This is a genomic window from Paenibacillus sp. MT124, from assembly GCF_058792755.1.
Map to the genome: position 1 here is coordinate 2,158,648 of NZ_CM179500.1, position 25,506 is coordinate 2,184,153.

A 25,506-nucleotide genomic window follows, 5' to 3' on the forward strand; every position below is an offset into this window, starting at 1 on the left:
AAAGCTGCACTGGGATATGATAACATAGAACAATATGCATTTTAACAGGACAGGATGAGTGAATATGGCTGTACAGCTACCTTCAATCTTCGCCGAGCGCATGAAAAGCTTGCTCGGAGATGAGTTTGAACAATTTATGAAATCATATGAACAGTCTCCGCATGCGGGACTTCGAGTGAATACGTTAAAAATATCCATGGAGCAATTTGATGAATTGGCTCCATTTGATTTGCGGCCCATTCCGTGGTGCGGGACGGGCTTTTATGTGCCGCATGGCGTGAAACCAGGCCTGCATCCGTACTATCATGCGGGTCTATATTACATTCAGGAACCAAGCGCGATGGCTCCGGTGGAGCTGCTTGACGTTCAGCCAGGGGATCATGTACTGGATTTGTGTGCAGCACCCGGCGGCAAGTCTACCCAGATCGCAGCAAAGCTGCAGGGTAAGGGTGTGCTGGTGACCAATGACATTCATTCCGAACGGACCAAAGCACTTGCCAAAAACGTGGAGTTGTACGGTGTGCGAAATGCTGTTGTCCTGAATGAGTCGCCGGAACGGATTGCCGGTGCATTTCCGCATTATTTTAATAAGGTACTCATTGATGCTCCTTGTTCAGGAGAGGGAATGTTCCGAAAAGATGAAGACATGGTGAAGTCATGGGAGCATCATTCGGTAGAGAAGTGTGTGCTAATGCAGCGAGATATTCTGGAGACAGCTGCGAAGCTGCTCGCTCCGGGAGGAACGATCGTATATTCCACGTGTACGTTTGCGCCGGAGGAAAATGAAGCCATGATCGCCGAATTTCTGAATCTCAATCCAGACTTCACTGTTCATGATATTCCGGGAACAGCCGGATTCGCTCCGGGAAGACCGGATTGGGTACGCCAGATGCTGCCTGAAACGGCAGAAAAAACAGGTGCTGTACTGGATCAAACACGTGGTACAGCGAGATTATGGCCTCACTTGTTGGAAGGCGAAGGGCATTATGTAGCTGTATTGCAGCATCATCCTGAGACCTCTGCAGAGCGGATCAGCGGCGTTGAGGATGAGAAGGAGACTGTATCCAAGGTCCCCGAGGATCAAGGGATTGCTGTAACTCAGCCGCTCAGCAAAGCGGACCGAAAACGCGAACGATTGATGAGAACTGAATCGAGAGAACGGAATGAAAGACCAGCTCGAGGTGGCAAAAATGAGGGGAAAGCGGGAAGGAATAACGAGCGTGATGCGCGTAAGTCCAATCGTGGAAAAGGTCGAGGAACCGATCAGGTGAACATTGACCCGGGGGCTGTGTATCAACAATTTATAGAGGAGCATCTGGATCTCGAACTCCCTGGGGAAACAGTATTTTACGGAGACCGTGTGTATCAATCGTCTGTTGGTGCATCGCGTCTGGAAGGGCTCAAAGTGATCCGGCCCGGATGGTTTATGGGTACCGTAAAAAACGGAAGGTTTGTCCCGTCTCATCCACTGGCTTGCGCGTTGAACCGTTCTGAGACGAAAAGGGTTATAAACCTGGCTTCTGCAAGTGGAGAAGCGGTAAGGTATCTGAAGGGTGAAACGCTGAATATCGAAGAAGCGCGCGCGGAGTGCAAGCCTGGAGTAGCTGCCAAAGGTTATGCGCTGGTATGCGTCGATGGATATGCTCTTGGTTGGGGGAAATGGCTGGATGGCGTGCTGAAAAATGAGTATCCGGCTGGCTGGAGGTGGACATCGGTATGAGTGACAAAGGAAAGAAAACACAGCGTCTTGACAAAATACTAAGTCACATGGGTGTAGGTACCCGAAGTGAACTCAAAAAAATGGTAAAGCAGGGCAAAATTTTTGTCGATGGCAAAGCTGTGAAAGATAGTGGCATGCAGGTAAATCCAGAGACCAATGTCATTGAAGCCGATGGAGTGCGTATCGTGTACCGTGAAACGATCTATTTGATGCTGCATAAACCTCCGGGCGTTGTGTCGGCAACGGAAGACGCCAGGGATAAAACGGTTCTGGATCTCCTGCGCAAAGAGGACCGGGTATTCGATCCGTTCCCGGTAGGGCGGCTCGATAAAGATACAGAAGGATTGCTCATTCTGACGAATGACGGTCCGCTTGCGCATGATCTGTTATCTCCACGCAAGCATGTACCCAAAACATACGAAGCCCGTGTATTGGGGAAAGTGGATGACGAGGATGTTCAACGTTTCAAGGCGGGCATACAGCTGGATGACGGTTATGAAGCCATGCCAGCCGAATTGACCGTGCTTCATCATGAGGAGACGGAGGAGGGAGTGATCTCTTCGATCTCTCTCATTATTCACGAGGGCAAATTTCATCAGGTAAAACGGATGTTCCAGGCTGTAGGCAAACGAGTGGTTTATTTGAAAAGAGTAGCCATGGGCGACCTTCAGCTTGATCCAGAGCTTCCGATCGGCAGGTACCGCGAACTAACCGCAGACGAGCTGGCCAGTCTGCGTAAGTAAAGCTCCCGCCCTTCGCGGAGCGTAGCAGGGAGCCCGGGCAGGGGGCGAAGCGCTGCCCACAGCGCCACAGGCGCAAGCTTCCGTCCTTCGCGAAGCGGAGCAGGGAGCCCGGGCAGAGTGCGAAGCCCTGCCCTCAGCGTCGCAGGCGCAAGCTCCCGTCCTTCGCGGAGCGGAGCAGGGAGCCCGGGCAGGGGGCGAAGCCCTGCCCTCAGCGTCGCAGGCGCAAGCTCCCGTCCTTCGCGGAGCGGAGCAGGGAGCCCGGGCAGGGGGCGAAGCCCTGCCCTCAGCGCCACAGGCGCAAGCTCCCGTCCTTCGCGAAGCGTAGCAGGGAGCCCGGGCAGAGGGCGAAGCGCTGCCCTCAGCGTCGCAGGCGCAAGCTCCCGCCCTTCGCGGAGCGGAGCAGGGAGCCGGGCAGGAGGCGAAGCGCTGCCCCCAAGCGCCACAGGCGCAAGAAGCTCCCGTCCTTCGCGGAGCGGAGCAGGGAGCCCCGGGCAGAGAGCGAAGCGCTGCCCGAAATGGTCGCGCTTAAGCTTGGCCTGGATTTCGCGATAAGCGGAGATCCAGGCAGACAAGCGCTCCCACACCCACCGTCACATAGCAAGACCCGACACATCGCCGGTCAACAGACGGGAGTCCAGAGGGCAGAGCCCTCTGGGGCCCTCCCTCGGAAGGGAGGGTTTGGGAGGGTGCGATTACTTAAACAGTTGAGGAGTGAAGACCCGATGACAATCAAATTAATTGCACTTGACGTAGATGGCACGCTGCTTAATGATCATCATGAGCTTACCGAATGGACCCAAGAGATTCTGATCCGTGCTTCCCGGCAGGGAGCCGAGATCGTTCTGTGTTCGGGCAGAGGCCCGGCCAACACCATTCCTTTTATGAAGCGAATGGGGCTAGACGGATATGTGATTACACATAACGGAGCCGTGACGGCCGAAGTGGAGAGTCGTGAAATTGTGCACAGATTTGCCATGGATGGTCAGGGATTGGAGCCCTTTGTCACGTATTGCCGTACAAACGGTGTGCATTTTGACATCAACACGGCATTTGGATTATATGTGGATCAGCCGGAAGGATTGGAATTACAGGTTCGGGAGATGTATAACAACTTCATGATGGAGCCCTTAAAGCTTCCGCAGTGGGCAGACCTGTCAGAACCGCTTGCCAAATTCACCGCGTTTGGGCCCATAGAGCAGATGGACAAGGTTCAGCAGGAATGGGGAACTTGGAATTTGCCTTACTACATGACTCGCAGCGGAGACTTTTTCATTGATCTGATGCACCCGGAAGCCTCCAAGGGAGCGGCGCTGAAGAGACTGGCCGAATCCAAAGGTATTGTACCTTCCAAAATTTTGGCAATCGGCAATTACTACAATGATATCACGATGCTGACATATGCAGGCATTGGGATCGCCATGGACAACTCGCCGGAAGAGGTGAAGGCTGCTGCGGATGAAGTGACACTCTCCAATAACGAGCAGGGTGTTGCGCATGCTGTCCAAAAACACGTCCTAGCTGTCTAATAACAACCACATTTTTCATTTTCAAAGGCTCCTGCTTCATAATCTACTGGCCTCATGGGTAACCTATGAGAATACCATTAGAAATGGAGGAGGACAGGCACATGAAACAGAAAGTGGAGCTGATTCCGGATCTGCGTACATCAGGTGGTGAAGTGCTCGATATAATGGTGAATGATCAATACGCGGGTTCACTTCTGCTGGTATATAGAGAAGGAGACCGTTTGTCTGGCAGTCTTCAGATGGAGCGGGAATTGGTTTCAGCGGATGAGGAAAAGCACATCATTGATCAGGTTCATGCATATATCCGATCACTTACGGATGCAGTGGAGGCGATCTATTATGAAGTGCTGGTCAGCTGTGGCACATTGCATTCAGTTCTGCAAAACCTTGAATTTGATCCAGAGCGTGAGTCGGATGATATGCACTACGAGGCTGATGAATACTTGGATGACCTGGATGTGGATGATTCTCGCGTAATTCCGGATACAGCAGATGAAGCTTTTACATATGAAGATCGGGAACATGTGCTGGAAATGGAGCTTGTAACCGCTGGACGAAGTATATCGACCTATGTGTTTAACGATGCTGACGGGACTGAGCTGGCAGAAGCTTCATTGAAACAATATGGGGCCGACATTCAAGGTGAGATACACTGGTATGACGTGCCTCTCGAGAGCCAGCTTGATGCTGCGGCAGAGCTGCTCGTAAGAGAACTCGACGAAGAAGTGATCGACACGATTACTCTTCGCATGTGGCATCAGGGGAATGAGCTGGAGTCCATGGAGTGGGTACACCGCGACTTTGTGGATGACTCGGAGGAAGAGGAATTTACCGAATACGAGGATTGGGATGATTCTGAAGACGAGATAGACGAAGCAGAGGATTCCTGTTATGTCATGTTGGTGCGCAAGGACCGTGAATTCAGGGTCTATGAGCTATTTCTGCAAGAACGTGGCGGATTACCTGTAGGGACAGCAACCATTGATACATCTCATGCTGACCTGACGGGCTATATGGATTACCAGGTACCCGGAACCAGTGCACAGCGGCGGGATCTGGTTGAGGTGCTGCTTCAGGAACTGGACAAGGACCTTGAATTCGACACATTGCACCTTACCATGCTGTACCGGAATCAGATTATAGATGAAGCGAAGATCGACGGGTAAGAGGCTTAGGCCTTTTACCTTTTTTGATTTGTTTTGACGAAAAATTCATTTCCGGGTATAGTTCCAATAGTTCTTAAGAGATCTGGAATTGGAGGAGAACCATGAAGCACTCATTTACAATCATTACAGAATATATTAACGATGATTTTAGAGCAATGCAGGCTCAGCCGGAAGACACGGAAGATGTACTATCCTTGCTTAGGGAGACAGCTGAATGGTTACGCAGCCAGGGATCTTCCCAGTGGAGTGCGCTTTTGAAAGGTGAAGATTCCCACGATACAGCAGGAGCCATTCGTCGCGGTGATGTGTTTGTGTTTAAGAAAGAAGGCGATGTGGCAGGCATGGTTATTCTGATGCAGCAGCCAAGTGCTTGGGATTCCGAGCTATGGGGACCGCAAGCGCATCAAGCGGATGGCGCCGTTTATTTGCATCGTTTGGCCATTCGGAGAAAGTACGCCCGTACCGGACTGGGTCGGGACATTTTGGGTTGGTCCAGCAGTGGAATCCAATTTGACAACAAACACGTCATGCGATTGGATTGTGTGGGTGACAATGAGAGGCTGAATGAATTTTACCCTCGGAACGGATATACCTTTGTGGGGAAAACAAATGGGTATAGTACGTTTGAGAAGCCATTTCAATCCTAAATATATTTTAAAAACAGGGCATTTTATTTCATCAACCTATTCACTCCATTAATGAACGGAAAATAAAGCCGGGAGCACTAATGCTCACCGACTTTGAGTCGTGATAGGGCTAGTCTATTGCATGCGTCTAAGGCCTTTAGGCAGACGGTTCTTTAGCTGTCCTGCACTGGCTTTTCCCCACCCCAGTGGGAGACCGTTGAAAGTCACAAGAGTCCATCCGGTAAGTCCGCTTTCGGCAGGAAGGCTCTCACCGCGAAGATATGCCGCCACTTGGCTGGTCTCTGCATCTAGTGCTGCATGCTGCATGTTAACAGCCTCTTGTTGTCCCAGAGCCAGCGCGAGTGCATGAGCAGGCTCGAAGCGCCCTTTTTTCCAATCACCGACATGAAGCCCTGGACGGGGCAGCTTCAATCCATTTAACCGATCATCGGTCAGCAGCTGGGCAGTATGCTCTGGCAATACATATAAAGCTTCACCAAAAAGCAGAGGTCTGCCGGTTCCGTTAGCTACCGTGTCTGTATGGTCAGAACTCCAGGCCAGATAAGCATTCCACGCAGATTCCACTTCTTTGGATGACGCCGTTTGACGTGGATTTCTTCCTCTTTTATCTTTGCGTTTGCGAGGTGGTTCTTCCAGCTCTTGGGATGCATGAGCTTGGGATTCTGCTTTGGTCACTACAGCTACAAAGTGTCCCTCGCCCTGGGCCAGGTGAGGCCAGATTCGTTCAGTCCGTACTAGAGTCAGATCTGGATAAGCGGTAACGAAACGTTCCATCATGCCTTCATTCTCTTCCCGATTGAAGGTGCAAGTGGAATAAGCCAAAGTCCCGCCCGGTTTAAGCATGATATAGGTATCCTGCAAAATGTCCCATTGTCTGTTCACACACAGTGTGACCAGATCATCGCTCCACTCGGTGACCGCATCCGGATCTTTGCGGAACATACCTTCGCCAGAGCAAGGGGCATCCAGCATAATCCGGTCAAAGGCTGCAGGAAAGCGGGCCGACAAGTCTCCCGGCGCTGCACTTGTAACAACGACTGAAGAGAGTCCCATTCGCTCTACGTTCTCTGCCAAGATTTTGGCTCTGGCCGGATGAATTTCATTGGAAACGAGCAGCCCCTGGTCTTCCATGAGTGAGGCAATGTGGGTTGTTTTGCCGCCTGGTGCAGCCGCGAGATCCAAAATGATCTCACCCGGTTGCGGGTTCAGCATTTCCACGGCCGACATTGCAGAGGGCTCCTGAATATAGTACAGTCCTGCAGCATGATACACATGTTTGCCCGGACGCTCATTCGATTGGTAGTAGTATCCCGTCTCGCACCAGGGAACCTTGGTCAGGTTAAACTGCTCTATCACCTGCTTTTTGAGCTCTGGTGTAGCTTTAAGGGAGTTAAAACGCAACCCCTGTACACGAGGCTGATCATAGCTGTCAATAAATGCTTCTGCTTCTGAGCCGAGCATTTCCCGAATATGATGTATATACGACTCAGGGAGTGAAGGCTTGCTCATGTCTTGTTGCTCTCCTTTTCATTCGCTTGTCCGCATGACCCTCCCCGGATAAACCTCAGGGTCTGCAAGCTGCAACGTTGTTGTTAAAATGGTGAGGAATAAACAGTTATTTCTTTACTGAAACATACGTTCTAATATATCATGATTGAAGATGTACTGAAAGACTGAAGCTAGAAAGGGGGAAACTAACGGTGAAATTGCTGCAGGCGCTTTTCTTTCCTCCGGAGCAGCCCGGAGGTGTATCCTCTATGATTCCGTATATGCAGGAGAGGTTTACGTCCCCGAGGTGGGAGATGGACTTGTTCTCGCTGCCGAAGCGAATTCGCAACAAGGGCAGGGAGGACGTGCAGTTCGAAACGTTCGATTGGACCAAGTATCAGGAAAGTCCTGTCGTTCAAAAATATATGCAGACTTACCGTGATTATTTATGGTGGACGAAGCTGCGCATTCAGAAGCCTTATGATTTGATTCACGCTCACCATCCCATTGCGGGTCTTGCCATGAAAAGTGTTTTTCCCGATACACCGCTTATTCAAACCATTCACTCCAGTTATGAGCGTGAGTTGATTCTGAATGGAAGAATCGAGCCAGACGGTCTGGATCATCAGTTTTTGATTGCCATTTACGGCGAGCTGGAGCATCAGGCAGAGCGGTTGTTAACCGTCTCCGAATCTTTTCGGCAGTATTTAACTCCTTATGTGAAGCAGTCTGACGTCATTGGCATTATTCCGAACGGATTTGATGATAAACGTTTTAAACCCATTCCTCATGATAATGCGATTCCGCAGCTGGTTACGGTATGCCGGCTTGTCCCGGCCAAAGGACTGGATATTTTGTTCAAAGCCTGCGCGGAACTCAAAGGTCGAGGACATGACTATGTTTTACATATTATCGGGGATGGTCCGATTCGACCTGATTTAGAAGAGTTGGCTCAGCGTTTGGGTATCTATAATGAGACTATTTTTTATGGATACACCCTGCATCCGGAAGAGTTCATGCCATTTTTCGATATATTTGTACTTCCTTCCAGGGCAGAGGCGTTTGGTTCCGTGTTTGCCGAGGCAGCCCTGAGTTGTCTTGCACTTATAGGTACGGATGTGGGCGGAATTCCTGAACAGATCGAGAACGGCAGCAACGGGCTGCTTGTTCCCCCTGAGGATCCCTCGGCACTTGCTGAGGCGTTGGAGAAAGTGATGCTGGATCCTTCGTATCGGTACGAACTTGCACGCTCGGCGTGTGAAAAGGCCAAAACGCACTATTCATTGGGCAGATCGGTTAATGAACTGAAAAAGCTGTACCTGCAATACGCGAGCAAAGCCTAGATTCATCCCTGAAATAAAATAAACAGAAGAAGCCGCTGGAGAACAGCGGCTTTTTGCTTGAGAGAATATGGTATTAAAATATAATACATTTTGGCACGCAGTATAACTTACAGGTTTTTATGTCTCGTGCGAAAGCTTCCCCAACGGTCGATCACCAATTTTCCGGCCCAGACTAGGGCTAGGCTGCCGAAGATTGGATAGAGAATGGATAGAAGAGAACTGAATCCAAACTGGCTAAGTGAGTAGCACAGCATCATAATGGTTAATGTAATTAATCTAGGGGGTACTTGTAAGTGCTGACCCAGCTGAAGAGTCATACCATAGATATCTGCGACGAACGTTGTGAATATTTCCATGAAGATCAGAGTTACATACACAGATTGCACAGCCCATCCAAGTTGGAAGGCGATGCTCCCCATCGGAATTTCGAACTGCATGATACCTGGCATCTGGGCTGACATGGCGAAATGGGCGGCTAACAGCATGAAGCCTACGCCGATTCCGCCGAGTACACCGCCCCATTTCAGGACATTACGATCACGGATCTGATTGCCTACCGGCACCAGAACAGCTTGGGCCAGTACCAGATTGAAGGATGAATACAATAGTGGAGACAGCCACACCTGTATAGGATTGGTATCTGTAGTCAGCGTAACGAACCGTAAGGCACCGGGATGGTGTATGGTGCTTGTAATCATGAGAATGGACAACAGGAGCATCATCGGAACCACAATGCTATTCATTTGCAATATGGCCTTGATGCCTCGTCCAAGAAGCAGGTACGTTCCCACTATCGTAATAATCAAACCAGTCTGGTAATTCAGTCCAAGATGCTCCACGAAGACAGAGCCTGCTCCGGCGAGCATTACACTGTTTACACCAATAAGTATCAGAAGCGTTATCCAGGTAATCCACTTTCCAGCCTTTTGGCCGAATAGGTGCTTGTTCAGGTCCTCGTAAGAGCGGGAGCCGGTATCATGGGCGATGAGCATCATTTTGGTGCCCAGCCAGACAAATAGTATGGTCGATAAGCCAATGGTGATGGTGGCCCATTTGCCATACTGGGTAAAAAACTGCAATATTTCCTGCCCTGTCGCGAAGCCTGCCCCTACAACCGTTCCGATGTATGTAAATGCGATCTGCAGCACCCGGAATGCCTGTTTCATGCGTTTCCCCTCTCAGGCCCCATAATAGTTTGGACATGCGGGTACCATGGTACAAGGTATGCTTGACCCTGGTAACTCATGACAATTGTAAGAAGCTTTCGTCCCCAGAATCGGTCAATGATGGAGGAAAGCCGATTTCGCTTGAACTGACAGCCTCATCTATGATACTTTTACCTCATAGGATAGGCTTGGGAGGTCGAATGATGGAAGTATTAAAACAACGAATATTACAAGAAGGCGTAGTCATCTCGGATCAGGTGCTGAAGCTGGACGGATTATTGAATCATCAGATTGATCCTGCATTGACAATGGAGATGGGCCGCGAGTTTGCCGCTCGCTTTCGTGAAAGTGGAGTGACACGGGTCATAACGGTGGAGTCTTCAGGGATTCCGGTTGCTTTTGCCGCAGCACATGAACTTGGGGTGCCGCTCGTATTTGCCCGTCGAAAAAAGACACTTCTGGCAGATCCCGATGCCTACTGTGAACGCGTACCTTCCTTTACCAAAGGGATCGTAACCGATATTATGGTATCCCGCGAATATATTCATGAAAACGACCGTATTTTGTTTATAGACGATATTATCGCCAACGGAGATGCAGCTCGCGGTGTCATTAAAATCATTGAACGTTCAGGGGCGGAGCTCGTCGGATTCGGTGTCGTGGTTGAGAAATGTTTTCAGGCCGGTGCACGTACGATCCGTGAGCAGGGCATTCCCGTGGAAGCCTTGGTGCGCATTCGTTCATTGAATGATGGAACCGTGCAATTCGACGATAATTAAATGTGACAGTTTAAAGGAAAAAGCCTATTTTTTGAACAATGCCTTTGCATGACCGCGGATTTCATTTATAATGGGGTTATGTTAGGGAGAGGAGGCAACACCATGGGGAACCAACCGGCATCAGAACAATTTTTTATTGAAAAGCTGGCGGAGTCGAAAGTTCATTTTGAACGTGCCCTGGATTGTAAACATACGGAATTTGATGACCTTTATCCCTATATGATTGAACATCCTCAATTTTTCTGGTACAAACGCTATGTTGCCTGGTCAGAGTTGCTGACCATTGTAGGCTTGTGTGAAGAGTTGTCCTTCGCTTGGAAAGAACAATTTACACCACATCAAGTGGAGTACCTTGAAGAACGTGTGATGTCCGCCAAAGTGCTTGATTTTTGGTTCGAGAAGAACGACAGCAAAGAGCACGCGCAGCGGTAACTTTCAGTCGGGACATTTTTCGAATGACATAACAGTCCAATACAGTCACGTGAGACCTAAATGACTCTTCATTTAGGTCTCTTTTTGTAAATTATTTTGGAACATAGGAGCCATAGACATGATTAGTGATGCAGAATTGGATGCACTGCGCTTATCGGGTGAAAAAGTAAGAGTGGTACGGGATGGTTTGGAGTCCAATGATGTAACAGGGATTATCGTTGCATGGGATGGGGAACAGGTGCTTATCCGTCGCCAGAACAGACGTGTGGTCAAGCTGGACCGCAGCTATCGTTATCAGCTCTTTAGCGAACCGCGCCAAAGCCCGGCTGATGAATAGAGCCGCTCTGGAGACGGATGCATGGAATTACCATGGATGCTTTGGCATAATTCCGCCACTCGGGAGAGAAGATAGGTACAGCGAGAATTCGTAAACTTATCAGCCGAGAGGATGTGCGGGTAGCCATGACATTGATGAATGATAAGGTACATGCCTACAAGGATCAGATTGGAGAATTAAGCGATGTATTGCCTGGCGTAGTCAAAGCGTATCACGAATTTACGGGTGAATGCTTTCAGTCAGGTGCCATTGATGCCAAAACCAAGCAGCTGATTGCCCTCGGCATCGGATTGTTTGCCAATAACGAAGTATGTACGTTTTACCACGTAGAAGAGGCACGTGCGAAGGGCGCAACCGATCAGGAGATTATGGAGACGGTTGCGGTAGCCGGAGCAGTAGGCGGCGGTCACGCGCTGTCTCAAGGCGCAATGCGTGTGCAAAAGGCATTGCACTAAGGTTTCTCCTGCAAGTGTGCTGAATAACTAGAGAGCAAAACAGGCTCTGGAATGATCCAGAGCCTGTTTCTTGTCCAACTTATATTTTTCCAAGCATCTTATTATACATAAATTGTCCAGTCACCCGGCGTGCGGTAACGTAGCGAGTGTTGAAATACGGATTTGATAATTTGGTAATGCTGACACCTTTGCTGCTGGAAGCATGAGCGAATTGTCCGCCCCCGATGTATACGCCTGTATGCGAAATGCCGCTGCCTGAAGTGTTGAAGAATACCAGATCACCTGTGCGGATATTGGCTTTGGATACCGGAGTACCCGCCTTAGCCTGCTGCTGTGAAGTACGTGGCAAATCAATGCTATATTTTTGGAAGAGATATCTCATAAATCCAGAGCAATCAAACCCGGCCAGCGTCGTGCCGCCCCACTTGTAAGGAATTCCAGTCATGTTGTTAACGACGGTGTTGATACTGCTTGCCTCAGTGCTTGCTGCACCAGATGTGAATAGAACGGCTGCGCCAAAAATAGAAATGATCAGTTTTTTCAAAATCAATGTTCTCCCTTCGATGCCTACGGAGTTAGCTAAGGGTTCGGTAGAAGGTTCCCTATATTTCCTATGTATAAGAATAATTCACCCAAAATGGTTCCCCCGTTTTCAAACATGAAACTCGGCAAATGAATAATTAAGTTTTTGTAACCTTTTGAAACTATATTGCATAAATGCGTAATTGTCAAACCTTTCTTCCTTCTGCAATGTTAACGGAATTCAAGACTTTTTGTGAAAAATAGTAGTTCTCCATGTTTATTTATGATGACAAAAACGTAATTTGTGTTTCATCAGCACAGAAATTGGACAAATAAGTAAATTGGAGTATCAGAGGAGAGCACGGTTCATTCTCATCAGGGAAAGTCAGGTCTCGACCAGATTTTATAACTTTCGGTTATCGTAGTTTTATACCAAATCATTTAATTGTTGACACATTGAATTTCACATGATATATTATTTCTTGTCGCCGCGATAGATTATCTCGGAGATATACCATATGCGGTCGTGGCGGAATTGGCAGACGCGCACGGTTCAGGTCCGTGTGGGCTAACCCCCCGTGGAGGTTCGAGTCCTCTCGACCGCATCAATTCATACATGAGGTTTCTGATCTGCTTTTTCTGGCAGATTGGGGACCTTTTTGTTTTTTTTAGTTACATTAGAGATGCTGCAGTTCATCAAATGAGAAAAACAAAATAGCTGTATGCAAGTCGAGCTTCTGTTTGGAGCGCCGGCTGAAAAAGGATATTGTTGAACAATAGGCATTTCTTCAGGTCCCATTGCCTCTTGGCAAAAAGCACCTCGAATAACCCCAGGATTTTCAAGACAAAATGTACATAAATGGGGTGAATTGTCTATGAGGAAAAAAGGGATTCGGAAATTGCCTTGGATTTTGTTATTGGCCATGCTTATCGGATGTCAGAGCTCGAAACCTAAAGAACAGGATTTGATGCGGATAAATTCCGCTAATGGTAACAATGCGAAAAAAGTCATTTTCCTGATGGTGGACTCTTTAATGTATCAGGCGATCGACCAAGGAATCGACAAGCAGGAGCTTCCTGCCTTACAATTTCTGATCAAGAACGGGCAATATTATAAAAATCTGGTCAGTTCTTTTCCCACGATGTCCGTCACGATCGACAGCTCCTTGCTTACCGGTGCATATTCGGACCTTCACCGTGTGCCGGGTCTGACTTGGTATTCTGCGGACAACAAAAAAATGATCATGTACGGAACCGGCCCGACGGAAGTGCTCAAACAAGGAGTGCACCCGGTAGTGACCGATGCTCTAATCCATTTAAACGGGAGTCATTTGAACAGGAATTTACCTACGATCTATGAGGATCTTGCCCGGCAAGGATTAAAATCGGGTTCAATCAACGGCCTGATATACAGAGGGATGTCCGCTCAAAAGCTGTCGATACCTCAATGGATTCAAGCAGCTGCTTCTTTACCCAAAGAGATTGATGTGAAAGGGCCGGACTTAATGTCCCTGGGTGCCTTGTCTAATCCGTTTCAAGGGATTAAAGACTTGCCGGATGGTCTCACGAAGCGAATGGGGATTCATAATGAATTTGCGATTGAAGCCTTAAAATATTTAATTCAATCCAATAAATTACCGGATTTTTTGTTTGTCTATTTACCGGATTTAGACCGGGAGTTACATAAGAAAGGCCCTACGGGACTTCGTGGAGTCAAGGAGTTAGATCAGCAGCTTCAATCCGTGTTGCAAACATTCGGTTCTCCGGAAAAAGCTTTGCAAGATGCCATCCTTATCATTGCGGGTGACAGCGGAATGACTCGTATTCTGCCTGAAGATCAGAATCCGGTCATTGATCTGCCCTCTTTGCTGGGAGATGCCAAAATTATGCGTCCGGGTGATGCTGTATCGAAGGAGACTGAACTCATCCTTGCCGTCAATGAAACGATGGCCTATATATATTCATTGAAGGTGGACCGTTCCCTTAGAGATATAGCAAACCTGCTAAAGGATGATCCACGCATTGACTTTATTTCCTGGAAAGAGAACGAGTGGAATTACGCAGTTCAGGGATCCACAGGCAAACAGCTCAGATTTAAATCAGGAGGTAACCTGACCGATTCATACAACCAATCATGGACGGTTGAACAGGATGAAGAGGTACTGGACTTAAGCACAAACAAGGTTAAACATACATTGAAATACGATGAGTATCCGGATGTCCTGAAACGCTTGTCAAGCTCGCTCCGTTCACACCAAGGTGAATTTTTGGTTGTCACGGCCAAACCGGGCTATGAATTTACCAGTGGCAATTCACCAACGCACAAGGACGGAGGAGGCCACGGATCAATTCGTAAACAGGAATCGCTTGTCCCCTTGATTATCAGCGGAACAGACCAAAAGCCTGAGTATTTACGAATCGTGGATTTAAAAGATTATTTGCTTAACCTTTTGACCAAAAAGACTCAAAGAAACCAATAGTGCATTGATAAATAAACAGCTGGAGTAGCTCGTTCAAGGTATTCAGCTCGGTCGCACCGATACGAGGCAAGAGAAGCCACCTTGATATGCTCTTTAACTTCGAATTGCTGTTGTCTGATCGTATCTTTTGATTATAAGACCATCGGTATAGTTTATACTGGTGGTTTTTTGCGTTGATAAATACTGTACGTCAGAACATTTTTCGAATAGATGACATCAACTTGCGCTAGTCCATATTGCTTCATTTGCGGCATCGGTTAATCCCCTAGGGCAGCCACTCCAACTTTCTTTAAGGTATAGATCCAGTGCTATTTGGAGAAATGCCTGTTCTAGCCTGCTATGCCCCTGCTTTCAAGGTGAAATGTACGCTAAAAGGCGAAGTGTACCTATTCTGGAAATCGCGCATCCACTATTCTTTTCTCGTAAGGAAAGCGCTATCATTATGGATTTAAATTCATTATTTCAGAGGGGGTAGGGATGATTTGAAGCGAATGGGTAAACGGATGGCGATGGTTTTTCTGGTGTTCATCTTTGCAGCAGTTCAGTTTGGTTTTACAGGGACCAAAGGTCGTGTGGTTGAAGCAGCGGCGGAGAAAACATTGGCTGAGAAACCGTACATGGGCTGGAGCAGTTACAGTATGCAGGTGTATGACCCTTCCGTAAAATGGACATCAGCGGAGAGCATCAAGAAGCAATCGGATGCCATGCGCGAGAAGTTACAGGCTCATGGCTATGAATATATCAATATTGATGCAGGATGGAACGGAGATAATGATGAATACGGAAGACCGATTCCTAACAAAGAGTTGTATCCGAACGGATTCCAGGAGGTTATCGACTATGTTCATAACAATGGTCAGAAGATCGGGATCTATCTGATTCCCGGATTGTCCATTGATGCATACAATAAAAACCTCGAGATTTACGGAACAGGCGGAGCTTGCCGAATGCAGGATATTGCATATCAGCCGCTTACCGTGATGGATGCTTGGAATGCGTATACCTACAAGATTGATTTTTCGAATCCATGTGCTCAGAAATACATCGATTCCATCGCAGATCTACTGGGCGAGTGGGGCATTAACTTTGTCAAATTCGACAGCGTGACTCCAGGATCAGGCATTAACAATCTGAGCAGGGATGCACGAGGAGATGTGGAGGCCTGGTCCAAGGCTTTGGCAAGGCATAATATCTGGTTCGAGCTTTCATGGGCACTGGACCATAACTACGTGGATTTCTGGAAAAAACACGCCAATGGCTGGCGTATTGACTGGGATGTCGAAGCATACGACAGCAATGTGGGTTTAACGCAGTGGGCTAACATTGCACGATTGTTTCCAATCGCTGCGCTTTGGTGGCGTGATGCAGGCCCTGGCGGGTGGAATGATTTTGACTCGCTAAACGTGGGCAACGGTTCCATGGATGGGCTCACGAAGGATGAACGGAAGACAGCCATGACATTCTGGGCGATCTCGTCTGCACCGTTGTATACAGGGAATGACATGACCAGGCTGGATAGCTATGGACTTGAACTTCTGACCAATGATGAAGTGATCGCTGTCAATCAGGCTGGACGTCCGGCTCATCCGGTATCGATGGATACCCAGCAGCAGGTATGGTACGCCAATAACGGAGATGGAACGTACAGTGTGGCTCTGTTTAATCTGGGCAACCGGAGTGCTGAGGTCAAGGTCAATTGGAGCGATATCGGTCTGGAAGGACCTGCATCGGTCCGTGACCTGTGGAGCCATTCCGAACTGGGTAACTTTAACGAGGGATTTAGCAGTGGTTTATTGGAGCCTCATGCTTCACGAATGCTGAAAGTCAAGGCACTGAGCGGAACATCGACGGTGAATGACGATGATACAGGCATGCGCTATACCGGAGATTGGAAGCGAAATGGAGGCAAGGAACAATTAGAGGGTTCGCAGGACCTGACTATAGCAATTCAGGATTCCACAGGCAATGATAGAACGACTGCTGATCCAGCGAGCAATTCCAATGTAGCAGATGAACTGGCTGCTGAACCATCCATTGCTGGAGAGGATACCACGGTTACCGAGGTGGTCTACGTTAACGATGACGACAGTGAGATACATTACACAGGTTCATGGAATGCGAATACCGGCAGAAGTTTCGGGGACTTCAATGACGATGTACATTATACAGAAAAAGACGGCGATTATTTTGAATACACATTCACAGGTACAGGTATCGAGCTGCTGACAGAGAAGCATCAAGAGCAGGGGGACATGAGCATTATTCTCGATAATGGTGAGGCAGAACTGGTAAGCGCGTATACCGATGGAGAAAGGGAAGCCCAGCAGGTGCTGTACAGCAAAACAGATCTGCCAAGTGGAACACATACCCTGAAGGTCGTTAAGGCATCGGGCCAATACATGCTTCTCGATGCACTCAAGGTAACCAGGGAAAAAGAGTCTGGTGGGCAGAACAGTGGAATAAGCCCAGTCGCTGCAGACTTTGATAAAGCAGTGGATCAGCAGGCGGATGTGAAGATCACGTTAAACCTGAATGGTAATACGTTAACTGGTGTGACATACGACGGGGGCAATCTCGGCGAAGATGACTACGATGTCGTTGACAACACGTTAACGATCAAGAAACAATACCTCACCCAGCTGCCCGTTGGCACAACGAAGTTTAACGTGGTATTTAGCGCGGGGGATCCGCAGACGCTGGCGATTAAGGTTATTGACACTTCAGGAATCCGATTCGCGATGATTAACAATGACGATCCCGCAATTAAGTATAGCGGCAACTGGTCACGCAGCACGGGGAGAGCATTTGGCGACTATAAGGATGATGTGCATTACGCCGAGCAGAACGGCGATTATTTTGAGTATGAATTCAGGGGAACGGGTATTCAGTTTTTTACGGAAGTGGATCCGTCCCAGGGCGACATGGATATTTACGTAGATGGTGAGTTTAAGGAAACGGTAAGTGCTTACCGTGACGGACGTTTGGCGCAGCAAAAGGTCTATAGTGTCTCAGGGCTGCCAGATGGGCTGCATACGCTTAAAGCCGTGAAAAAGTCAGGGCGGTTCATGCTTCTTGACTTCCTCAAGGTGGAAATTCCAAATATCATTCAGCCGGTGAGTGCTGTTTTTGACAAAGCTGAATCTGCTCAAACTGATATTGAAGTGAAACTTTTGCAGGAACCGGAAAGTTTCAAGAAGATTATGAATGGCTCACTTGAGCTGGTAAAGGGAACCGATTACGAGGTAGCAGGGGATAGGGTGACGCTTAGAAAATCCTACCTTGCTGCACAGCCTCTCGGCACGTTGAACCTCCGTTTTGTTTTTGGCGGCGATTATCTCAATGATGTTCATTATTCGGCTGTAAACGGTGATTCCTTTGAGTATGTCTTCAAAGGTACTGGCATCCGTATGATTACTCCGACTGGGCCGCAGCAGGGTGAGGTGGAAATCTACATCGACGGAAATCTGGTGCAAACCGTAGATACGTACAGTGAGGGACGTAAAAATAGGCAGGAAATCTACAGCATAACAGGACTGACAAGTGGTGTGCATACGCTGAAGGCGGTCAAAAAGTCCGGTGAGCTCATGCTCACGGATCAACTGAAATTTACGATAGCTGCTGGGGACAGCGGGCCAACAAACCCAACAAATCCAACAAATCCGAGCAATCCATCTGGACCTTCCAATCCGGGTGGACCGTCAACTCCTGTTGTACAGCCTCCAGTTACTCCGGTTCCGGAAACAGAAGCAGGAGAGGAACCTTCCGGGAATACGGAGACGACTCGGCATGAGGCATATATTAACGGTTATAAGGACGGACTGTTTAGACCGAATAACAAGATCACTCGTGCAGAGATGGCAGCCATACTCACCAAAGTCGTTGAAAAAGATGCTGCATCATTAGACGTGACGTTCAGTGATGTGAGTTCTTCCCATTGGGCAGCAGCATCAATCGACAAGGTTGCAAAAATGGGACTGATGCAAGGCTACAAGGATGGCACATTTAAACCGAATCAGTCCTTGACCCGTGCAGAGATGGCAAGTTTGGCTGTGAGCCTGGCTCCGGATACGACCAAACCAGGCAGCGGGTTCTCTGATATTGGCAGTCATTGGGCTAAGGATGCAATTCAAAAAGCCCAAGGGCTGGGAATTCTGACAGGTTACAATGACGGGACCTTCCGGCCGAATACTGAGCTGACAAGAGCGGAAGCCGTTGTTATCATTAACCGGGCGCTGGGAAGAGGACCACTTAAGGGAGTTTCGCAGCCTAAGTGGAAGGATGTATCACCTTCCCATTGGGCATTTGAAGATATTGAAGAAGCGTCAGTTAATCATGGTTCGAAGCCCGCTGCAAGTGGCGGAGAGCAATGGGTTGAATAGCTGAAAATAGTGCTAATTGAGAAGGGGACCATATAGGTCCCCTTCTTTCTGAATCATTTTAATAAAGGGTGGGCTGCATCAGTAAAGCGCAATGCATGAGCTGCTGCACAAGCAAGAAAACATTTGACTAAGCCAAAAAATGATATAATCTGTGATTATGATAGCGCTACCAACAACTCGGCGATGGAGGGGTTGCCCATTCGAAATTCCAGTGTTTTTCGGAAATTTCTCATTTCATATGTCATCATTTTGGTCATACCCAGCATAGGTGGCTACATGTCTTATCTGACTTCGATTTCCGTAACGCAATCCATTTCCATTGAGAATGGGGTTACTCAGCTTGAGAAGGGCCAAGAAATATTGGAACGGCGCATGGCTGAAGTCGAAGGCTTCACCAGACAGCTTGCCGTGAATCAGGAACTGAACGTCCTAATGAATGAAAGGGATAACGAAACGAATGTATATGGCATATGGCGAGCCATGGAGAATGTGCTGACATTTGGGCAGACGAATGATTTCCTGCAAAATTATTATATTTATTTAGCCAATTATAATCTAATTCTTACCCCGGGTTCCTCCTACAGGCCGAATCATTATTATGCCGATTTTCATTATACAGATCTGTCCCTGGAGGAATGGATGAAGCAAGTATTACAACAAACACATCGTAGTGAAATTAAGCCGCTCAGCTCCTATGTCAGCAGAGGCCAGCAAACTTCGGTCATTACATATATGCAATCACTGCCTTTGGACAGCTTCAACGATTCCTCGCCGGCGGTAGCTGTCGTCGTCATTGATGAGAAGATGATCGTAGGACTGCTGTCCAGTATGACGGACCGATATGGCGGCTGGGTTCACATTAGCGATGCGGAAGGGAGAACCATTGCGCTGAAGGGCAGTGGAGAACCTGAGATGGCCAAGATGATCTCTGATCCGAAATTCGATCCGAACAAGGTTAGTCAGTTCTATAAGGATGATTTGGTCATCACTACGCAATCGGATTCTAACGGCTGGGTATATCAGGCAGGGATTCCGCGTGACCTTCTTCTGGAAAATGCAAACAAGATCAAGAAGATGAGCATGCTCATTACAGGTGGAACACTACTGATTGGACTGCTCGTAGGACTGGTGCTTGCTTATCGTCATAGCGCCCCAATCAATCGACTGCTAAGTGTGATGAAGGAGCAATTCGGACGAGATGACGAGACTTCCAGGAATGAGTTTGATTTTCTAAGCGGAAACATCTCGGATATGATCACCAAGAACAAGCTGCTCGAGACAGAATTGAATCGCCAGCTGCCACTCGTAAGGGATGCTTTTTTGAAGCGCCTGATCTCGGGTGAATTCAAATCACGTGACGAGATTCTGTCTGCGGCCGAACAGGCGGATATTCTTTTGCATCAGGGAGCAGGATATGCGGGTCTCGTTCAGATCAAAGGTTATGGCAGCATGGATAACGTTGATATCCTGAATGAACTAAATGCTTCTCGGTTGCTGTTGAAGCAGGCGCTGAGCGAGCTTGGTGTTAATGTACTGATGACCGATTGGGGATCGGATAAAGTAGCCACTTTGTTTTTCTCCACGGATGAGGAAGCTGATACACAACGCACCGTAGAAGATATTACGCAGACCATGGATGAGTTGGCACAGGTTGTGTTTAATGATTACCGGATCACCATCCAGTCAGGATTCGGCAACCATTTCTCGTCCGTGACGGAGGTCAGTGATTCCTTCGACCAAGCTAATCAAGCTCTTGAATATGCTATCTACATGAACGAAAGGGGTATGGTGTGGAGCAGTGAAACACAGACCGAAAATACGACCTATTATTATCCGCTCGACTCCGAGCAGCGACTGATTACAACGATCCGGGCCGGAGAACTTGAGGAAGCTAAGCGGATTGTCGAAGCCATCATGGTACAGAACATGGAGCAGCGGGAGCTATCTATGGAAATGAAACATCAACTGATTGGCGAGATGAAGGGAACCTTTATCAAGCTGCTTGATCAAAAGGCATTTACGGAATATGATTCCATCGAAAACGTCAAACGGCGGATCATCGACATTGGGTCCGCGGAGCCACTGGAGACCGTTAAGTCTGAATTGTACGAAATCATGGAAGAACTGTGCGGACTGATTGCAAACAAGAAGAAGGATACCCATAGTCAAATCGTTAAACAGATCAAAGCGTATACTGCAGAGATGTATTCGGATGCCGAGCTAACCCTGTATCGCGTTGCTGAACACGTTGAGCGACCTGAAAAATACATTTCCCAACTGTTCAAGGAGTATACGGGGGTTAATTTTTCTGATCATCTGATCAAAGTGCGAATGGATCAGGCGATGATCCTGTTAAGGGATAATAACTATACAGTGGACGAAATAGCAGCAAGAGTGGGGTACAACAGTTCACATTCCTTCCGGCGTGCCTTTAAACGATTGAATGGTATTTCTCCGAGTGTGTATAGACAGACTCCTTACGAATGAAATCATTCAGGTCTTATGGCCGTGTTGTCCCAAGAGGACGATGCGGTCTTTTTGGTGCAATCTAGCGGTTTATATGGAGAAATGGCCGTTCTGTTGCTGGTTTGTGCCCTCGAAAAAGGGATAACTGTACGCTCTACAGCTCAATTGTACCTGTTAAGAAGCCATCTCAATCCACTATGATCAACGTGTAGTAAGCGCTATCATCATTGAACATCACAGACTGAAGTCAGGGGGGGTTGTTCTGGAGAAGGAAGTCGTTGTGAATCACAGGTCATTGCCACAGAGAAAAGAAACGAGCTTATGGAGCAATGCCCGCAGGAAAATGAGGAAGCACTGGCAATTGCATTTACTGGTGATTCCACCCTTGCTGTTTTTTCTTATTTTCAAGTATTACCCAATGATTAATGCAGTCCTTGCCTTTAAGGACTATAACGTCATTAAGGGTATTTGGGGAAGTCCCTGGGTGGGGCTGCAAAACTTCCGTCTGTTCTTCGAAAATCCGTTATTTTGGACACTGGTGAAGAACACGATTATACTGAGCGGATATTTGCTGCTGGCGGGATTCCCGATTCCAATTATCTTAGCCCTTATGATTAATGAAGTGCGGAGCACGAAGTTTAAAAAGTTCGTACAGCTCGTATCGTTTGCGCCCTATTTCATTTCAACAGTCGTAATGGTATCCATTATCATGCTGTTTCTGGCACCTCGGCTTGGCTTTGCCAACATTGCCCTTAATTTTTTCGGGCTTGAATCGGTCAATTTCCTCGGCGAACCCGGGATGTTCCGATCCATCTATGTCTGGTCGGATATATGGCAAACCGCAGGATACAGCGCAGTGATCTATTTGGCAGCTCTTGCCGGAATTGATCCGACGCTGTATGAAGCGGCCAAAGTTGATGGAGCTTCACGGTTTCAAAAGATCAGACACGTCGACCTCCCAGGTCTTGTTCCGACCATCGTCATTATTTTGATTCTCAATGTAGGGAATGTCATGGCCATTGGCTTCGAAAAGGTCTACCTGCTGCAGAATCCGCTTAACCTAGCCAACTCTGAAATTATTGCAACCTATGTTTACAGCATTGGCCTGTTGAATGCCAACTATAGTTTTGCGACCGCGGTCGGATTGTTCAACTCGCTGATTAATCTCGTTTTGCTGGTTACCGTGAACGGTTTGGCGAAACGAGTGACCAACAATAGTATCTGGTAGGAAAGGAGGGTCCTAAAGTGGCAGCAACGGTACCAAAAAGGATTAGGGAATCTGCCGCCGACAGAGCGTTCCTGATTACGATCTATATTGTGCTCAGTCTCGTTGTACTGGCGGTGATCTATCCTCTGATTTTTATTATAAGCAGCTCGTTAAGCAGCCCGGCAGCCGTCACTTCTGGCCGTGTATGGCTCTGGCCTGTAGATATTTCATTCAGTGGTTACAAGGCACTATTCAACACACCTGAAATCTTAAAAGGGTACGGTAATTCCATCTTTTATACGGTGGTAGGTACGTTTATCAGTGTGGTCCTGACCATCATGATTGCCTATCCGCTATCCCGCAGAAGCTTTTTTGGCCGAAATGCCTTAATGATGATTATCACCTTTACGATGATTTTCAGCGGCGGGTTAATTCCGACGTATATGGTTGTGAAGCAGCTTCATCTGATCGACACACGCTGGGCGCTGCTGATTCCTAATGCCATTTGGGTGTGGCAAGTCATCATTGCCCGTTCCTTCTTCAAATCCTCCATTCCCGAGGAATTGCTGGAAGCCAGCGAGATGGACGGCTGCAGTGACATGCGCTTCATCTGGAGTATCGTTCTCCCTCTATCCAAGCCCATTATCGCTGTGCTGGTACTGATGTATGCGGTTGGGCAGTGGAATGCTTATTTTGATGCTCTTATTTATCTTAAATCGGCTGATCTGTTCCCGTTACAGCTGATTCTGCGCAGCATTATTATTCAGAACAACAGTGCAGGAGCGATGGATGCTGCGAAAATGGTGGAGAGACAGCAGCTTGCCGAGCTGTTAAAATATTCCTTGATTGTGGTGGCTACATTGCCTGTGCTGGTGATCTATCCGTTTGTACAGCGTCATTTTGTACAGGGAATGCTGGTTGGTTCCATTAAGGGCTAATTCACAGCTTGAGTTAGGAAATCATTTTCTTCACCGGTAAATTACTATAGGGAGTGATCCATTTTGAAGAAAAGTCTGACAATCATACTTATGCTGCTCATGGCGTTCACGATTGTAATGAGCGGATGCTCGAGTGAAAACTCGTCAAGCCCTGAATCAGGAGAGTCGGCTGCAGGAGACGGTCCGGTGAACATCAGTGTATTTTCCGTACAGGAATCGGGGATCGATATCCCGACCAACCAATTCACCAAATTCGTGGAAGACAAGTTCAACATCAAATTCAACTGGCAGATCAATCCGTCGGATGGAGCCAAGGAGAAGCGCCAGATCTCGCTCGCAAGTGGCGACTATCCTGATGCCTACCTGCTTACTCATTACATTGACCAATTCTCCCAAGCGGATCTTTTGAAATATGGCAAACAGGGCGTCCTCTTGCCGCTCAACGATCTGATTGATCAATATGCGCCCAACATCAAAGCAGCGATGGAAAGTAACTCAAATTTGAAAACGCTTAACACAGCACCGGATGGCAATATCTATGGCCTTGTTGCCTATACGGAATGTTTCCACTGCTCTTATCCGAGCAAGATGTGGATGAATACGGAGTGGCTCAAAAAGCTCAATTTGGAGATGCCAACCACGACGGAGGAGTTCAAAAATGTGCTGCAGGCGTTCAAAACGCAGGACCCGAACGAAAATGGCAAAGCCGATGAAGTACCTCTTAGCGGTTCCATCGAAGAATTTGGTGTGCGCATCATCCCATTCCTTATGAATGCCTTTGTGTACGATGATGACCGCAACTACCTGCAAATGGACGGAGGAAAGGTTCAATCCGCAGCCATTACGCCGGAGTGGAAGGAAGGATTGACCTATATCAAATCGTTGTACGATGCAGGTCTCATTGATCCAGGAGCTTTTACACAGAACGCGGAAGCCTTTAAGAAAATTGGGGAAAATGCAGATGCGGAAATTCTCGGCGTCGGGGCAGGAATGCACCCCGCAATCTTCGTAAACATTGATCCTGGCAATACACGCTCGGCACATTATAATCCTGTACCTCCGATTTCCGGACCGGGAGGCGTATCGTACGCAACCCATGATGGAGGCGGCGTATCTCCGGGAGCCAAATTCGTCATTACCAACAAGGCAAGCGAAGAAGCGCAGATCGCTCTAATCAAAATGGTGGACTATATGTTCACTGCCGAAGGTCAAACGAACGGGGCGAGTGGTCTGAAAGGAATCGATTGGACCGATCCGGGAGAAGGCGACGTGGCACTGGGCAAGGATTCCAAGCCGATGGTTAAACAGATTCCAATGGCTGAGGGAGAAGCGCCGCGCAATGCGGGCTGGAGCGGAATGGCTCATTTCTATATGCCGAAGGAGTATCGGGATACCTTTGTTCAAGGCACGGATATCTACGCCTCCGACGGCTATGAGCGCAGACTGTATGATGCTACGCTGCTGTATGAAGGACACGAGCCAGAAGAGCTGTTCCCGATCTGGTCTGTATGGATTGACCCTTCCGAAATTGATGAAGCAAGCTTGCTGCAAACCAATATCCGAAACTACATTGAGCAGAACCAGCTTCAATTCATTACGGGCAACAAGGATCTGAACAAAGATTGGGATGCATATGTCAAAGGTCTGGAAAACCTGAAGCTTGACCGCTATCTTGAAATTTTGCAAAAGGCCTATGAGGCATCCAAATAGCA

Annotated in this window: 20 protein-coding genes, 1 tRNA gene and 1 riboswitch; of the genes, 18 read left to right on the forward strand and 3 right to left on the reverse strand. The window is 48.0% G+C overall.

The genetic code is table 11. The features are described from left to right. Nucleotides 1-64 precede the first annotated feature (64 nt). From AC3RCI_RS10180 to AC3RCI_RS10205, 6 genes are all read left to right on the forward strand, one after another. On the forward strand, nt 65-1,720 hold the full coding sequence (locus tag AC3RCI_RS10180; RefSeq protein ID WP_492528821.1) for an RsmB/NOP family class I SAM-dependent RNA methyltransferase: 1,656 nt from the start codon (nt 65-67) through the stop codon (nt 1,718-1,720). Then, nucleotides 1,717-2,463 (forward strand): pseudouridine synthase, encoded by a 747-nt coding sequence (locus AC3RCI_RS10185; protein ID WP_492528823.1) that lies wholly within the window; start codon nt 1,717-1,719, stop codon nt 2,461-2,463. Before AC3RCI_RS10180 ends, AC3RCI_RS10185 begins: the two co-directional genes overlap by 4 nt. 117 nt (nt 2,464-2,580) lie before the next feature. Next, nucleotides 2,581-3,015 carry a hypothetical protein gene (locus AC3RCI_RS10190; protein WP_492528825.1) on the forward strand — a complete coding sequence of 145 codons (435 nt, stop codon included), beginning with the start codon at nt 2,581-2,583 and terminating at the stop codon, nt 3,013-3,015. Nucleotides 3,016-3,185: 170 nt separating this feature from the next. Then, nucleotides 3,186-3,989, forward strand: a complete 804-nt coding sequence (locus AC3RCI_RS10195) for a Cof-type HAD-IIB family hydrolase (RefSeq protein WP_492528827.1) — start codon at nt 3,186-3,188, stop codon at nt 3,987-3,989. 101 nt (nt 3,990-4,090) lie between these two features. Then, nucleotides 4,091-5,155: a hypothetical protein gene (locus AC3RCI_RS10200; protein WP_492473227.1), complete on the forward strand. Its 1,065-nt coding sequence runs from the start codon at nt 4,091-4,093 to the stop codon at nt 5,153-5,155. A 101-nt stretch (nt 5,156-5,256) separates the two neighbouring features. Next, the gene (locus tag AC3RCI_RS10205) at nt 5,257-5,802 is read left to right on the forward strand and encodes a GNAT family N-acetyltransferase (protein WP_492528829.1); all 546 of its coding nucleotides are present in this window, start codon (nt 5,257-5,259) and stop codon (nt 5,800-5,802) included. Between the two features lie 114 nt (nt 5,803-5,916). Here the strand turns inward: AC3RCI_RS10205 and AC3RCI_RS10210 are convergent, their stop codons facing one another. Beyond that, nucleotides 5,917-7,311, reverse strand: a complete 1,395-nt coding sequence (locus AC3RCI_RS10210; protein ID WP_492528831.1) for an RsmF rRNA methyltransferase first C-terminal domain-containing protein — start codon at nt 7,309-7,311, stop codon at nt 5,917-5,919. Nucleotides 7,312-7,502: 191 nt separating this feature from the next. On the opposite strand from AC3RCI_RS10210, the gene AC3RCI_RS10215 reads away from it, so the two are divergent. Further along, a complete protein-coding gene (locus tag AC3RCI_RS10215) occupies nt 7,503-8,633 on the forward strand; it encodes a glycosyltransferase family 4 protein (protein ID WP_492528833.1) in 1,131 nt (376 codons plus the stop codon). Between the two features lie 107 nt (nt 8,634-8,740). On the opposite strand, the gene AC3RCI_RS10220 is transcribed toward AC3RCI_RS10215, so the two are convergent. Then, a complete protein-coding gene (locus AC3RCI_RS10220; RefSeq protein WP_336779517.1) occupies nt 8,741-9,799 on the reverse strand; it encodes a YkvI family membrane protein in 1,059 nt (352 codons plus the stop codon). 203 nt (nt 9,800-10,002) lie between these two features. Here AC3RCI_RS10220 and AC3RCI_RS10225 point away from each other — a divergent pair, with 203 nt between their 5' ends. The 4 genes from AC3RCI_RS10225 (at nt 10,003) to AC3RCI_RS10240 (ending at nt 11,802) form a co-directional block, all read left to right on the forward strand. Then, a complete protein-coding gene (locus tag AC3RCI_RS10225; RefSeq protein WP_336780215.1) occupies nt 10,003-10,578 on the forward strand; it encodes a xanthine phosphoribosyltransferase in 576 nt (191 codons plus the stop codon). 102 nt (nt 10,579-10,680) lie between these two features. Continuing rightward, nucleotides 10,681-11,010 carry a hypothetical protein gene (locus AC3RCI_RS10230; RefSeq protein WP_095287969.1) on the forward strand — a complete coding sequence of 110 codons (330 nt, stop codon included), beginning with the start codon at nt 10,681-10,683 and terminating at the stop codon, nt 11,008-11,010. Nucleotides 11,011-11,128: 118 nt separating this feature from the next. After that, a complete protein-coding gene (locus AC3RCI_RS10235; protein ID WP_492473231.1) occupies nt 11,129-11,347 on the forward strand; it encodes a hypothetical protein in 219 nt (72 codons plus the stop codon). Nucleotides 11,348-11,472: 125 nt separating this feature from the next. After that, the gene (locus tag AC3RCI_RS10240; protein WP_095358830.1) at nt 11,473-11,802 is read left to right on the forward strand and encodes a carboxymuconolactone decarboxylase family protein; all 330 of its coding nucleotides are present in this window, start codon (nt 11,473-11,475) and stop codon (nt 11,800-11,802) included. 79 nt (nt 11,803-11,881) lie between these two features. On the opposite strand, the gene AC3RCI_RS10245 is transcribed toward AC3RCI_RS10240, so the two are convergent. Next, a complete protein-coding gene (locus AC3RCI_RS10245) occupies nt 11,882-12,346 on the reverse strand; it encodes an NlpC/P60 family protein (RefSeq protein WP_154893689.1) in 465 nt (154 codons plus the stop codon). A gap of 5 nt (nt 12,347-12,351) precedes the next feature. Beyond that, nucleotides 12,352-12,483: riboswitch (cyclic di-AMP (ydaO/yuaA leader) on the reverse strand. 361 nt (nt 12,484-12,844) lie between these two features. On the opposite strand from AC3RCI_RS10245, the gene AC3RCI_RS10250 reads away from it, so the two are divergent. The 7 genes from AC3RCI_RS10250 (at nt 12,845) to AC3RCI_RS10280 (ending at nt 25,504) form a co-directional block, all read left to right on the forward strand. Then, nucleotides 12,845-12,929 (forward strand) — tRNA-Leu (locus tag AC3RCI_RS10250). 270 nt (nt 12,930-13,199) lie between these two features. After that, the gene (locus tag AC3RCI_RS10255) at nt 13,200-14,804 is read left to right on the forward strand and encodes an alkaline phosphatase family protein (protein WP_492528835.1); all 1,605 of its coding nucleotides are present in this window, start codon (nt 13,200-13,202) and stop codon (nt 14,802-14,804) included. A 491-nt stretch (nt 14,805-15,295) separates the two neighbouring features. After that, nucleotides 15,296-19,183 (forward strand): X2-like carbohydrate binding domain-containing protein, encoded by a 3,888-nt coding sequence (locus AC3RCI_RS10260; protein WP_492529866.1) that lies wholly within the window; start codon nt 15,296-15,298, stop codon nt 19,181-19,183. A 276-nt stretch (nt 19,184-19,459) separates the two neighbouring features. Beyond that, a complete protein-coding gene (locus AC3RCI_RS10265; RefSeq protein WP_492528837.1) occupies nt 19,460-21,670 on the forward strand; it encodes a helix-turn-helix domain-containing protein in 2,211 nt (736 codons plus the stop codon). Nucleotides 21,671-21,992: 322 nt separating this feature from the next. Continuing rightward, the gene (locus AC3RCI_RS10270; protein WP_221192575.1) at nt 21,993-22,877 is read left to right on the forward strand and encodes an ABC transporter permease; all 885 of its coding nucleotides are present in this window, start codon (nt 21,993-21,995) and stop codon (nt 22,875-22,877) included. Between the two features lie 17 nt (nt 22,878-22,894). Next, nucleotides 22,895-23,794 carry a carbohydrate ABC transporter permease gene (locus tag AC3RCI_RS10275; protein ID WP_186811980.1) on the forward strand — a complete coding sequence of 300 codons (900 nt, stop codon included), beginning with the start codon at nt 22,895-22,897 and terminating at the stop codon, nt 23,792-23,794. A 63-nt stretch (nt 23,795-23,857) separates the two neighbouring features. Then, nucleotides 23,858-25,504 carry an extracellular solute-binding protein gene (locus AC3RCI_RS10280; RefSeq protein WP_492528839.1) on the forward strand — a complete coding sequence of 549 codons (1,647 nt, stop codon included), beginning with the start codon at nt 23,858-23,860 and terminating at the stop codon, nt 25,502-25,504. The last annotated feature ends 2 nt before the right edge of the window (nt 25,505-25,506 follow it).